The organism is Pseudonocardia alaniniphila, from assembly GCF_022524485.1.
Lineage (GTDB): Bacteria > Actinomycetota > Actinomycetes > Mycobacteriales > Pseudonocardiaceae > Pseudonocardia > Pseudonocardia alaniniphila.
The window spans coordinates 116,257-128,756 of the sequence record NZ_JAKXMK010000020.1 but is presented as its reverse complement, the minus strand read 5'-3'; the positions used below and the strand labels follow the sequence as shown (position 1 = coordinate 128,756).

At 70.9% G+C, this 12,500-nt stretch carries 11 protein-coding genes; 2 read left to right on the top strand and 9 right to left on the bottom strand.

Features of this window, described 5'->3' with window-relative positions; genetic code table 11:
- Window positions 1-17: 17 nt before the first annotated feature.
- The 8 genes from idi to MMF94_RS23190 all read right to left on the bottom strand — a co-directional run bounded on the left by idi (window position 18) and on the right by MMF94_RS23190 (window position 9,360).
- Window positions 18-578 carry an isopentenyl-diphosphate Delta-isomerase gene (idi, locus tag MMF94_RS23225; protein ID WP_241039259.1) on the bottom strand — a complete coding sequence of 187 codons (561 nt, stop codon included), beginning with the start codon at window positions 576-578 and terminating at the stop codon, window positions 18-20.
- 79 nt (window positions 579-657) lie between these two features.
- Complete coding sequence (locus MMF94_RS23220; RefSeq protein ID WP_241039258.1) at window positions 658-2,307, bottom strand: thiamine pyrophosphate-binding protein; 1,650 nt, start codon at window positions 2,305-2,307, stop codon at window positions 658-660.
- Between the two features lie 35 nt (window positions 2,308-2,342).
- On the bottom strand, window positions 2,343-3,698 hold the full coding sequence (locus MMF94_RS23215) for a dihydroorotase (protein ID WP_241039257.1): 1,356 nt from the start codon (window positions 3,696-3,698) through the stop codon (window positions 2,343-2,345).
- Window positions 3,699-3,742: 44 nt separating this feature from the next.
- Window positions 3,743-5,254, bottom strand: coding sequence for an aldehyde dehydrogenase family protein (locus MMF94_RS23210; RefSeq protein ID WP_241039256.1), 1,512 nt, complete (start codon window positions 5,252-5,254; stop codon window positions 3,743-3,745).
- On the bottom strand, window positions 5,251-6,258 hold the full coding sequence (locus MMF94_RS23205) for an amidohydrolase family protein (RefSeq protein ID WP_241039255.1): 1,008 nt from the start codon (window positions 6,256-6,258) through the stop codon (window positions 5,251-5,253). Before MMF94_RS23205 ends, MMF94_RS23210 begins: the two co-directional genes overlap by 4 nt.
- A complete protein-coding gene (locus tag MMF94_RS23200; protein WP_241039254.1) occupies window positions 6,255-6,884 on the bottom strand; it encodes a cysteine hydrolase family protein in 630 nt (209 codons plus the stop codon). Before MMF94_RS23200 ends, MMF94_RS23205 begins: the two co-directional genes overlap by 4 nt.
- Entirely contained in the window at window positions 6,881-8,122 is a 1,242-nt protein-coding gene (locus MMF94_RS23195) for an alpha/beta hydrolase family protein (RefSeq protein ID WP_241039376.1), read from the bottom strand. The genes MMF94_RS23200 and MMF94_RS23195 overlap by 4 nt, the downstream gene beginning before the upstream one ends.
- 26 nt (window positions 8,123-8,148) lie before the next feature.
- Window positions 8,149-9,360, bottom strand: a complete 1,212-nt coding sequence (locus MMF94_RS23190; RefSeq protein ID WP_241039253.1) for an MFS transporter — start codon at window positions 9,358-9,360, stop codon at window positions 8,149-8,151.
- A gap of 144 nt (window positions 9,361-9,504) precedes the next feature.
- On the opposite strand from MMF94_RS23190, the gene MMF94_RS23185 reads away from it, so the two are divergent.
- Entirely contained in the window at window positions 9,505-10,566 is a 1,062-nt protein-coding gene (locus MMF94_RS23185; RefSeq protein ID WP_277398802.1) for an asparaginase, read from the top strand.
- Window positions 10,553-11,227, top strand: a complete 675-nt coding sequence (locus tag MMF94_RS23180) for a GntR family transcriptional regulator (RefSeq protein WP_241039251.1) — start codon at window positions 10,553-10,555, stop codon at window positions 11,225-11,227. The genes MMF94_RS23185 and MMF94_RS23180 overlap by 14 nt, the downstream gene beginning before the upstream one ends.
- 10 nt (window positions 11,228-11,237) lie before the next feature.
- On the opposite strand, the gene MMF94_RS23175 is transcribed toward MMF94_RS23180, so the two are convergent.
- On the bottom strand, window positions 11,238-12,389 hold the full coding sequence (locus MMF94_RS23175; RefSeq protein WP_241039250.1) for an acyl-CoA dehydrogenase family protein: 1,152 nt from the start codon (window positions 12,387-12,389) through the stop codon (window positions 11,238-11,240).
- Between the last annotated feature and the right edge of the window lie 111 nt (window positions 12,390-12,500).

Sequence of the window (12,500 nt, the reverse complement as noted above, 5' to 3'; positions counted from 1 at the left end):
CCTTTCACGCGAACCGCTCAAGCGGGGCGTGGCATCCAGGTGTCGCGGCACGCATCGAGCAACGGCGCCTGCAGGCGGGCCCACGGCGAGATGTCACTGTCATCGGCACGGGCGTCGGCGACGAACGCGTCCCAGCTCGACCACTCCCACGAGTCCACCTCGTCGGGACACGGCCGGGGCTCTCCCACCAGCCTGCACACGTACACCGGGCAGAGCTCGTTCTCCTCCACACCGCCCGCCGATGCGCGGTAGGCGAAGTCGGGCAGGACCAGCTGCAGGTCCACCGCCGTCATCCCCAACTCGTCGGCCAGCCGCCGCCGCACGGCGTCCTCGCCCGCCTCATCCGGAGCGGGATGGCCACAGCACGTGTTGGTGCGGACGCCGGGGAACGTGCGCTTGTCCCGGGCCCGCCATGTGACGAGCAGCCGCCCGGCCTCGTCGAAGCCGTAGCAGGAGAAGGCGAGATGCAGAGGTGTCTGCGCGCCGTGCACGGTGGCCTTGTCGGCCACCCCGATCGGACGGCCGCCGTCATCGAGGAGAACCACCTGCTCAGCCGGTGGAGTGGTTACGACATTCACCTCCACCAGTCTGCTGGACGAGCGGGCTGCACGCCCGCAGTATCACCCGACTGTCCTCACCCGACAGGCGTGGACCAGGTCACACGCTCCGCGGCCACCACCGTACGAGCGGGCCGGCCGCCATCTCGTCCGAGACGTGGACGTCGACGACGGCACAGCCACCACCGCGAACCACCTCGACCGCCTCCTCCAACGCCGGGCGCACGTCCGCGGTCGCGGTGGCCTCGGCGCCGAACATGCCGAATGCCGCAGCGACGTGCGAGAAATGCTGCTCGCCGTAGTCCACGCCGACGCTGCGCCCTCCGAAGTCGGCCTCCTGCCGCATGCGAACGTGGCCGAGGGCGCTGTTGTTGATCACGACGACCAGAAGCGGGGTGCCGAGCCGGACCGCGGTCTCCAGCTCGCCCATGGTCATCGTGAACCCGCCGTCGCCGACCAGGGCACAGACGAACGCGTCGGGGTGGGCGATCTTCGCCCCGATCGCGCCCGGAACCCCGAACCCCATCGTGGCCGCCGTCGGGTAGTGGAAGAGCCCCGCGTGCTCGACCGGGAAGTACTGCTCCGCCCAGTGCAGGTAGTTGCCCGAGTCGAGCACCAGGCGCGTGTCCGCGTCGAGGAGCTCGCGCAGCTGCTCCACCACGTACCGGCTTTGCGGGGTGGTGTCGTCCCGCCGGTAGCAGGCCAGCTCCTGCAAGTAGCCGGCCTGTTCCTTCTGCAGCGTCGTCAACCAGTCCGACGGGCCGGCGGCCGAGGCCTCGACGGCGGCCCGCAGCTCCGGCAGGAGGTCGCCCAGGTCGGCCTGCACCCCGAGATGCACCGGGTAGACGCGGCCGATGACGGCGGGGTCGAGGTCGACGTGCACGAGCTTGGCGTCGGCGGCGAAGCTCATCGCGTACTGCTCGGTCATCTGCTCGGAGAACCGGCATCCCAGCACCAGCACAACGTCGGCGTCCTGGATGCCCCGCCGGGCCGCCGGAGAGCCGCCGATACCGGCCATCCCGATGCAGTGCGGGTCGCGGTCGGGCACCGGCTTGCGCAGCCACGACTGCACCACCGGGGCGGAGAGGCCGCGGGCGAGCGCGAGCAGGTCGTCCGCGTTCTGCGGGGGTACGCCGCCTCCGGCGATGATGAGCGGCCGCCGCGCCGAGCGCATGAGCGCGACGATCCCGTCGCGGGAGCCGTGCGGCGTGATCGGGCCGACCGGCCGCGTGGGGCGCACGTACGGACCGGCCTCCTGCTGCATGAAGTTCTGCGGAATCGCGACGTGGACCGGCCCCGGGCGGCCGGTGAGCGTGCGCCGGTATGCCTCGTTGAGGATCTTCCCGGTGTGGCCCGGGTCGTCGAGCCGCACGGACCATTTCGTGATCGGCTCGAAGAGAGCGGAGAGATCGATCTCCCCGTAGGCCTCGCAACCCTCGTGGGCGTTGCTGCCCTGTGCGGTGAGAACCAGCATCGGCAGCGACTCCACGTGCGCCCCCATGACCCCGATGGTCAGGATGGTTGTTCCCGGCGCCCTGGAGCCGACGACCACGGCGGGCCGGCCGGTCTGGAAGGCGTACGAGTACGCCATCATCGACGCGCTCTGTTCGTGGCGCGTCAGGATGAACGGCACATCGGTCGTGGTCGAGATCGAGTCGATGATCTCGAGGATCCCCTTGCCCGGGATCCCGGCCACGAAGGGCGTCTCCACATCGGCACACCACCGCGCGATGGCGTCACAGACCTTCACGTTTCCTTCTTCCGCTCGGACCGGAGCTCACGCGGTCAGCCGGCCGCAGCGCTCCGGCCCGGCACGAAGCGGCCTCCGCGGGCACCCACCGGCTTGCCCTCCTCCGCGACCAGCGCGCCACGCAGGTAGGTCCGCACGGTCTGGCCGCGCACCCGCCGCCCGTCGAACGGCGTCCACCCGGCCTTGGAGAGCACGTCCTGGTTGCGCAACACGCGCTCGCCCGATGGGTTGACCAGCACGAGATCGGCGTCGGCTCCCGGTGCGACCCGGCCCTTGCGTGGCCAGAGCCCATAGGTGCGCGCCGGAACCTCCGCGTAGACCCTGGCCACGTCCTCATGGGACAGATGGCCGCGGGCGGCCGCATCGAGCAACAGCGCCATGGTGCTGTCCAACCCGGGCAGCCCGAAATGGACGTTCCAGATGTCGCCCGCGCGCTTCTGCTCCAATGTGGACGGTGCGTGGTCGGTCGACATGTGGGTCAGGGTGCCGCCGCGCAGCAGCTGCCACATCTGCTTCTCGTCGTCGTCGGTACGGGCCCTGGCCGGCGGGGTGAACTTGCGCAGCGCCCCCTGCTCGAGCACCTCCTGCTCGCGCAGGAGGAAGTACTGCGGGCAGGTCTCGGCCGCCAGGCGCGCCCCCCGCGCCCGTTCCTGGGCGACGTACTCGGCCACCTCCGGATGGCTGACGTGCGCGATGGTGGCTCGTGCGCCGGTACGCCGGACGAGGAGTGCGGCGACCGCGGCCGCCACCACCTCGGCGTCCCGGTTGCGCCACTCGGGCACCAGCCCGCCGTCGTAGCGCCCGGCCTCCCGCAGGATCTTCTCCGCGGCTCCCGTCAGGGACTCGTCCTCGCAGTGCATCAGGCTGACCGAGTCGACGAGTGCGGTCTGCGTGAGGTGCTCCTTGAGCGCGGCGGCGTCGTGCCCCGGCACGCCGTGGGTGGTGCACGTGAACACCTTGAAGAAGGCGACGCCTGCGGCCGCCAGCTCCGCGACGACCGACGAGCGGCCCGGCCAGGCGTGCGCTGCGAGCCCGTAGTCGACGTTCGACCGGTCGAGCAGGTACTCCCGCTTGGCGTTCAGGTCGTCCACGCTCACGACCGGCTGGCCGTGGCTGTGCTCGATGATCGTGGTGACCCCGGACGCGGCCGCCGCGCTGGTGCCCGTGGGGAAGTCCTCCCGCTCCGTGCTCCCCGGGTCCATCAGGTGCACGTGCGTGTCAACCCCGCCCGGAAGCACCAGGAGCCCCCCGGCGTCCACGGTCTCACGGGCCGTGGGCTGCTCGGGTCCGACATAGCTGATCCGGCCGTCCTGCACGGCGACGTTGAGCCTGTTGCGTCCGTGTGCGGTCACCACGGTGCCACCCGCGATGACGAGGTCCATGTCGGGCATCTCGTGCTCCTCCCCTTGTGCCGTTTCCGAGCTTTCCGGGCGGGCTACGAGTAGCGCAGATCCGCGCTGCTGCCGAACCAGTCGGAGGAACCCGCCCCGGCGTTGACGATCAGGCTCTGCGTGCGGGTGTAGCCGCGGTAGGAGTCCCAACCGTTCTCCGAGCCGATCCCGCTGTCCTTCGAGCCGCCCCACGGGGACGCGGGGTCGATCCGGTGGTGGTCGTTGATCCACACGATGCCGATGTCGAGCTGGTCGGCGACCCGGATGGCTCGTCCGACGTCCCGGGTCCAGACGGAGGCGGCGAGCCCGAACTCGCAGTCGTTCGCCTGCGCCACCGCGTCGGCCTCGTCCCGGAACGGACGGACCAGCGTGACCGGCCCGAAGACCTCGTCGTACCACAGGTCGTGTGCCGGGGTGATGCCCGCGACGACCGTCGGTTCGTAGAAGAAGCCGCCGGCGTACCGCGCATCCTCGGGCACGCTGCCCCCGCACAGCACGGTGGCGCCCTGCTCGCGGGCCCGGTCGACCGCCGCCGCTACCCGCTCCCGTTGCGGCCCCGAGACCAGCGGGCCGATCTGGGTCTCGGAGTCCAGGGGGTCGCCCAGCCGCAGCGCCCGGGTGCGGTCGACGAGCCGGTCGACCACCGCGTCGTACATGCTCTCCACCACCAGTACGCGGGCTCCCTGCACGCAGGTCTGGCCCGTCGCGATGAACGCCGCGAAGAGCGCGCCCGCCACGGCGTCGTCGACGTCCACGTCGTCGAAGACGATGACCGGCGCCTTGCCCCCGAGCTCCGCGGTCACCGGGATCAGGGACCGTCCGGCGTTGCCCGCCACCACGCGGCCGGTATCGGTGCCGCCGGTGATGTCGAGCTTGTCGAGCCCCGGATGCTCGGAGAGTAACCGGCCGGTCGTGGCGCCGAACCCGGTGACGGAGTTGACCACGCCGGGCGGCACACCCGCCTCCTCCAGCAGAGCCACGAGCGCCGAGGGCACGGCGGGGCCGAGCTCGCTCGGCTTGACCACGATGGAGTTGCCGGCTGCGAGGGCGGCCGACAGCTTCTTCATCGTGATCAGCAGCGGGTGGTTCCACGGGGTGATCAGCCCGGCCACACCCAGCGGGACCCGCCGCACCACGTTCAGATAGCCGGTGCCGAACTCCGGCGCCGTGCCCTCCGCGGACTGCGCCACCGCGCCGAAGTACTCCAGCCACTCCGGCAGGCGGCGCAGCTGGGCGCGCATCTCCCGCAGCGGCCGTCCGATCTGCAGCGTCTCCAGCCGGGCGTACTCGTCGATGCGGTCAGCCAGCAGCGCGGCCGCACGGTTGAGGATGCGCGCCCGGTCGCGGGGGCGCATGCCGCTCCAGCGCCGGTCCTCGAAGGCGGACCTGGCCGCGCCGACGGCGGCGTCGACGTCAGCGGCACCGGCGTTCGCGACCTCGCCGAGGTGCTCGCCCGTCGCAGGGTTGTCCAGCGGGAACGTCGCACCGTCTGCCGCCGGGACCTGCTTCCCGTCGATGTGCAGCAGGATGCGCTCGGGCATGTGTCCGTCCGTCACAGCTCGTCATCTCCTTGATGCCTGCCGAAGAGTCGTTCGGCGTTGCCGTGCGCGATCGCCTCGAGCTCGCGGGCGGACAGATGCAGCCCTCCGAGCTGCTCGTCGAGCCCGCCGGCGCCCATGTCGAACGGCATGTCGGTGCCCAGCACCACCCGGTCCGAGCCGACCTGGTCGACGAGGAAGCGGACCGCGGCGCTGCCGTGGGTCAGGGTGTCGTAGTGGAACCGCCGCAGGTACTCGCTGGGCGGATGCGCGCAGCCCCGCGCCTCCGGCCGCACGCGGTGCCCGTGGTCGAGCCTGCCGATCTGGTAGGGCAGGTGTCCCCCGCCGTGCACCAGGAGGAGGTCGAGGCCGGGCAGCGCGTCCAGCGTTCCGGACAGGATCAGCCGGGACGCGCAGACCGCGGTCTGCCAGGGGTTGCCCTGCAGGTTGGTCAGGTAGAAGTCGCTCAGCGGCCCGGGCGTAGAGCCGACGTAGTAGGGGTGGACCATCAGCGGCACGGACAGCTCGGCCGCCGCTGCGAGCACCGGCCGCAGGCTCTCGTCGTCGAGTTGCACGCCCTCGGCGTGCGGGCCCACCTCGGCTCCGCGGAACCCGAGCTCGATCACGCACCGGCGCAGCTCGTCGACCGCCGCGCGTGGATCCTGCAGCGGCAGGGTCGCCATGGCGGTGAACCGGCTCGGTGCCGCCGCCACCATGCCCGCGATCGCGTCGTTCACGATCCGCGCGGCCGCAGCGGCATCCGCCGGCTCGATCCAGTACAGGAACAGCGGCGGCGCGACGGACAGGACGGCGCTGTCGATGCCGCAGGCGTCCATGGCCTTGAGCCGCATCTGCACGTCGTGGAACTCGGCGAGCAACGGGTAGCGGTAGCCCTGCCGGTGCACCACCCAGGGCGATCCCTCCTGCTCCGTGATCGTGATGCCGTCCGGGGCACCGCCGTCGTACATCGCGTCGACCAGCGTCTGCGGGATGACGTGAGCGTGCGTGTCGACGACCTTCATCGGGAGTCCCCGAGCGCTTCCAGCACGTCCTGAGCAGGCGCGACCCAGCCGAAGGCCTGCCGGATCACGGCCAGCGCGGCGTCGTGCAGGTGCCGGTCCATCGTGTCGACGCAGTCCTCCACCACCACCGGTACGTAGTCGCGGGTGTTGGCCGCGACGGCGGTGGCCAGCACGCAGCTGTTGGTGTTCACACCGGTGAGCAGCAGCGTGTCGAGGGATCGGGAGCGAAGGACGTGGTCCAGGTCGGTGGCCACGAAACAGTCGTAGCGTTTCTTGCTGTCGACCACGAGGTCGTAGTCGGCCTCGTAGACCTCCGGCATCAGCTGCAGCCCGGGGCTTCCGGGCAACTGGTGGCGCATCGCGTTGGACCGGCTGGCGCCGGTGTCCGCGACGGCCGCCCACCACGGGTTGGAGGCGATCTCCGCCGCGGACCGGTAGGAGGTGACGACGTGCACCACCGGCACGCCCTGGTTGCGCACCTCGCGCAGGAACTCGGCGTTGGCCTTCGTGACACGCGCGGCGGCGTCGGCGGGTAGCGGCATCGTCGCCACCTGGGGGTCGAGATGGCCACGGTGCAGGTCGATCGTCACGACGGCGGCTCGGCGACCGGACAGTGGGAGAGTCATGCGGATGCGACCTCCTTGGGGTGGGAACGACGTTCGATCTGCCCCGTGGGCAGCACGTAGTCCACGACGTCCTCGGCGGGTTTGCCGTCGACGCGGTCGCGGAGCCAGTCGGCGGCGTAGGTGACCCAGTTCGGGCCGAGCGCCACCGACGGGGTCGGCAGCGACAGCGCGTGCCTGCCCTGCTGGTAGACGAGCATCGGAGCGGGGGCCGGACAGCGCGCGGCCAGGTCGTAGCTGTGTTCCATGGGCGAGAGCTCGTCCTCGTCGCCCGCGATCACCAGCCACGGCGCCGACATCCCGCCGATCAGCGGGCGCAGATCGATCTGCTGCGCCATCTTGTCGAAGGCGGCCTCGTCACGCTCCAGGCCCGACATCCACATGTACCGGGCCTTGAACGACGGGGAGGCCATCTCGAAGATCATGTGGCAGCCCGGCTCGTGGCAGACCAGCCCGACCGCCGACCCCCGCAGTGCCGGCTGGGTGGCGGCGATCTGGCTCATCCAGTACGAGCCGAAGGAGAGCCCGAAACCGACCATGCGATCGGCGTCTACCTCGGGGCGCTGCCGGCACCACGAGACGATCTGCTCGCCCGCCTCGACCCACGCCGTGGGGGTGAACTTCACGCCGCGCACCGGGGCCTCGCCCTGCCCCGGCCCGTCGAACGCGAGCACCGCGAACCCGCGCTCGAGGAACTTGTCACCGTAGAGGTTGACGTTCAGCTCCTTCGGCGCGTCCATTCCGCCGCAGGAGATGACGGTCGGCAGCGGGCCACCGGTGTCGCCGCTGGGCAGGTGGAACCAGGCCGGGATGAAGCTGTCGCCGAAGGGGATCTCCACGCGCTCGACGTGGTGGTCCGCCAGCTCGGCGTACGCCTGGTAGCAGGCGTTCTTGCGGTCGTCGAGCGCGACGAGATCGGGACCGTCACGCCAGATCGGCCATTCCGCCGTGACGTAGAGCAGCGCGGCGTGGAAGAAGTTCTCGCGAGCGGTCACGGGGTTGGTGGCGGCCCGGGCCAGCCGCTCCCGACGCTCCGCGAGCTCGGTGAACACCGGCACCATGTCGGCGAACTTGTGGATGCGCGACTCCGCCACCCTGAAGTCCGGCGTGGCGTCGACGCCCATGGGCCGCAGCGTGTAGGCCACCCGCGGCTGGTCCCACTCGAGACCGTCGGTGCGCAGCACGGAGTCGGTGATCCAGCGTTGCTCGCGCCACCGGCGCGGGCCGATCTCGTGATCCATCGTCACAGTCCCCTCCACGGACGGTTTCAGGACGCGGTCCGGGTTCGCGCATTCGCGAACCTGCCGACGTCGACGAAGATCAGGGCGACCACCCCGACCAGCGGCAGCACCGTCAGCTGCCAGATCGCGGCTCCGCCCCAGCCCGTGCCGGCGACCAGCGCCGAGAACACGTACCCGGCGAACGCCGCCGGGACGTAGAACGCGCTCACGTAGACGCCGGAGGCACGCCCGATCAGATGTGGCCGGACAGCGCGCTGCATCGCCGAGTAGATGTTGACGAACAGGAAGCCGCTCGCGATCGCGCCCTCGCCGAACGACAGCACGTACTGGGCGACGGCTCCGGTGGGCCCGTTGAACAGCAGGTAACCGACCACCGCGCCGATCAGCAGCGCCACGGTCATGAGGACGCGCTGGTTGACGCGGTCGCCCAGCCAGCCCGCCGGGATGCCCAGCAGCGCGCCGAGCCCGAACATGCTCGCGGCCAGCGCGGCCTGCCCGCTGCTCCAGTGCAGCTGGGTGACCAGGAACGTGGGGTAGAGCCCGATGTAGCCGTACATCGACATCCCCACCACCACGGCAGTCACGCCGAGCAGCACGGTGTTGCGGTTGTACAGCCGCTGCGGCACGTGCGCGACGTCCAGCGGCCGGTCCACGTCACCGGCCACCTCCTGCCGCTCGGTGAACGCCCTGCGGATCACCACCGCGATGAGCACGCAGAACGCCAGGCCGATCAGGCCGTAGACGAGGAACGGCATCTGCCAGTGCCCGGCGCCCGCCAGTTTCGCGCCGGCCAGCGGGCCGACGAACCCACCGAGCCCGTAGGCGAAGTTCAGGCTGCCGAGCGCCAGTGAGCGCCTGGCGAAGAAGTAGGCCCCGACCGCCGAGAACAGCGCGGCGTTCTGCAGCGCCTCCCCCACACCGGACAGCGCCCGGTAGGCCAGCATGTCCCAGAAGCCGGCGGCAACCATCGTGAGCAGCGTGAACACCGAGTAGATGAAGACGCCGAGGATGATCACCGACTTGCGCGACAGCCGGTCCAGCAGGTAGCCGGCCGGCACGCCGGACAGCCCGATCCCGAGGGTGAAGATCGTCGACAGCAGCCCGCCCTGTGCGAGCGTGAACCCGTAGTCGTGGCTGATCGGTGTCAGCAGGACCGGGAAGACCTGGCGGTCCATCGCATTGACGACGTAGGAGCCCGCCAGCACGACGAGGCCGACGAGGGCAACCGTTCTGGACAACCTTGCGGCGTCGGACGGTGGACGAACGGCCGGTTCTTGCACGTCGGGACGGGCCACGACACCACCACTTCTTCCCTATCGGCGCGAGCAACAATGCATCCTATAAAGTGCAGAGTACAGAGCGTCAACTAGGCAGGAGATGGGATGACGAAGCCGTGTCTGGCAGTGGGCTCACTGGGAGGCACGATCACGATGACCCGAGACGATGGGGACGGGCGCGGCGTCACGCCGTCCCTGACCGTCGCGGACCTGCTGGCAGCGGTCCCGGGCCTGGCGAACTCGACCGAGCTGCTGACCCGCACCCTCGCCACCGCGCCAGGTGCCTCGCTCGGCTTCGCCGACGTGCTCGCGGCGATGGACTGGGCTCGCCAGGCCGTCGATGACGGCGCCGCCGCAGCGGTTCTCGTCCAGGGCACCGACACCCTGGAAGAGACCTCCTACCTCCTCGACCTGCACTGGGACCGGGAGCAGCCGCTCGTGCTCACCGGTGCGATGCGCTCACCCGGCCAGCCCGGGGCCGACGGCCCGGCGAACATCCTCGCCGCCTCGGCGGTGGCGACCGCGCCGTCATCGCGAGGCCTCGGAGTTCTGGTCACGATCAACGACGAGGTGCACGCCGCGAGGCGCGTCCGCAAGTCCGACGCCACCGCGCCCGACGCCTTCACCTCGGCGCCGTTCGGACCGCTCGCCCGCATCCACGAGGGGGCGGTCGTGTACGCGAACCGGCCCCGGCGGTGGGCTGCCCTACCCCGGCCCACCGGCACACACGTGCCGCGGGTGGCGCTGCTGGAGGCGAGCCTCGGCGACGACGGCGCCCTGCTCGAAGCCGTGTGCGACGCCGGATACGACGGCGTCGTGCTCTCCGCCTTCGGCGCCGGTCACGTGTCCGCGACGATGGCCGACGCCGTCTCCGCGGCGGTCGAGCACGTGCCGGTGCTGCTCACCAGCCGAACCGGGAGCGGCTCGGTGCTCTCCAGCACGTACGGGTTCACGGGCTCGGAGCAGGACCTGCTCGCCCGCGGGGTCGTGTCTGCCGGCTGGCTGGACGCGCACAAGGCCCGGATCCTGCTGTGGTCGCTGATCGCCACGGGCTCCCCGCTGCGCCGCATCCGCGAGGTGGTCGCCGCTCGAGGCGGGCACCCCGGTGGTCCGGGGTCAGATCTAGACTCCACGATGGACAGGTGGAGGAAGCGTGACTCTCAGTAACCTGCGGCCGGTCGGACGGTCCAGGACAGCGCATGAGTACGTACTGGGCACACTGCGCTCGGCGATCCTGAGCGGCACTCTCGCCGGGGGCACCCGCCTCGTGCAGGCCGAGCTGGCCAGCCAGCTCGGCGTGAGCACCACACCGGTCCGCGAAGCGCTGCGGGACATGGCCAGCGAGGGACTCGTGGTCTTCGACCCGCACCGTGGCGCGATCGTGCGGCCCCTCGACATGGAGGAGGTCCGCGAGATCTACGAACTGCGGATCACGCTCGAACCGCTGATGGTGCGCCGGGTCGCCGACCTGATCACCGACGAGCAGCTCGACCGGGCCGACGGGCTCGCCGCGCGCATGCGCATCGAGACGAACCTGTCCACCTGGGTGGAGCTGAACCGCGAGTTCCACTCGGTGTTCAGCGAGATCGGTGAGGGCAGCAGGCTGGCGGGGATTCTGGCCAGCCTGCGCGACAGCGCGTCGGCCTACGTCAGCCTGTCGCTCGAGGCCCGGCCGGAGCAGGTGCCCCAGGCCAACCACGAACACGACGAGCTGGTCCAGCTCTACCGCGAGCGGGACGTCGAGGGCGCCGTCGAGCTCACCGTGGCGCACCTGCGGTCCACGCTCGCCGCGATCGAGGAGGCGCACGAGCGGGGCGGCATCCGCTGACGGGACGCGCTCAGAGCCCGCCGCGCGACACCAGCTGGCGCACGATCACGTTCCGCTGGATCTCGTTGGTGCCCTCACCCACGATCATCAGCGGCGCGTCGCGGAAGTAGCGCTCCACGTCGAACTCGGTGGAGTAGCCGTAGCCGCCGTGCACCCGGATGGCGTCGATGGCCACCTGCATCGCCGTCTCCGAGCAGAAGAGCTTGGCCATCCCGGCCTCGAGGTCGGCCCGCTCGGCGGAGTCGTAGCGCTGCGCGGCGTGCAGGAGGAGCTGGCGGGCCGCGGTGATCTTCGTGCCCATGTCGGCGAGGAGGTTCCCCACCGACTGGTGCTGCCAGATGGGCTTGCCGAAGCTCTCCCGCTCCTGGGCGTAGCGCAGGGCGTCGTCGAACGCCGCTCGGGCGACGCCGGTGGCCCGGGCGGCCACCTGGATCCGGCCGATCTCCAGCCCGCGCATCATCTGCGCGAAGCCACGGCCCTCCACCCCGCCGAGCAGCGCGGCCGCCGGCACCCGGCAGTCGTCGAAGGACAGCTCACAGCTCTCGACGCCCTTGTACCCGAGCTTGGGCAGGTCCGCGGAGACGACGAACCCCGGCACCTTCTCCACGAGCAGCACGCTGATCCCGCTGTGGGCGGGCTGCGCCTGCGGGTCGGTCTTGCACAGCAGCGCGACCACACCGGCGCGACGGGCGTTCGTGATCCAGGTCTTGCCTCCGTTGATCACGTAGGAGTCGCCGTCGCGGCGCGCGACCGTGCGCATCGCCTGCAGGTCCGACCCTCCGCCCGGCTCGGTGAGCGCCATCGTGGCCCGCAGCTCGCCCGTCGCCATCCGCGGCAGGTAGCGCTGCTTCTGCTCATCCGTGCCGTGGTCGAGCAGCAGCTTCGCCACGACGGTGTGGCCGCCCATCGCGCCTGCCAGGCTCATCCAGCCACGCGACAGCTCCTCGGTGACCATCGCGTAGCACGGCGTCGACACGCGCACGTCGCCGTAGGGCTCGGGGATCGCCAGCCCGAAGATCCCCAGCTGCTTCATCTGGTCGATCAGCTTCTCGGGATAGGTGTTGCCGTGCTCCAGCTCGCGCGCCACCGGCCGGACGTCGCGGTCCACGAAGTCACGGACCGTGTCGACGATCGCCGACTCCTCGGCGTCGAGTACGTGCATGCTCTCTGCGTCCTTCCGGTGGCCGACCTTCGCATCGACCAGACAACCACGATCGCGCAGCGCGCGTCGGACGCCGGCATGGGAACCGAGCCGGATCAGAAACCCGGGATC

Bases quoted from the DNA above. Each gene is read 5' to 3' on its own strand.
- MMF94_RS23215 (WP_241039257.1), bottom strand. From the start codon at position 3,698: ATGCCCGACATGGACCTCGTCATCGCGGGTGGCACCGTGGTGACCGCA.
- MMF94_RS23205 (WP_241039255.1), bottom strand. From the start codon at position 6,258: ATGAAGGTCGTCGACACGCACGCTCACGTCATCCCGCAGACGCTGGTC.
- MMF94_RS23200 (WP_241039254.1), bottom strand. From the start codon at position 6,884: ATGACTCTCCCACTGTCCGGTCGCCGAGCCGCCGTCGTGACGATCGAC.
- MMF94_RS23195 (WP_241039376.1), bottom strand. From the start codon at position 8,122: ATGGATCACGAGATCGGCCCGCGCCGGTGGCGCGAGCAACGCTGGATC.
- MMF94_RS23185 (WP_277398802.1), top strand. From the start codon at position 9,505: ATGACGAAGCCGTGTCTGGCAGTGGGCTCACTGGGAGGCACGATCACG.
- MMF94_RS23175 (WP_241039250.1), bottom strand. From the start codon at position 12,389: ATGCACGTACTCGACGCCGAGGAGTCGGCGATCGTCGACACGGTCCGT.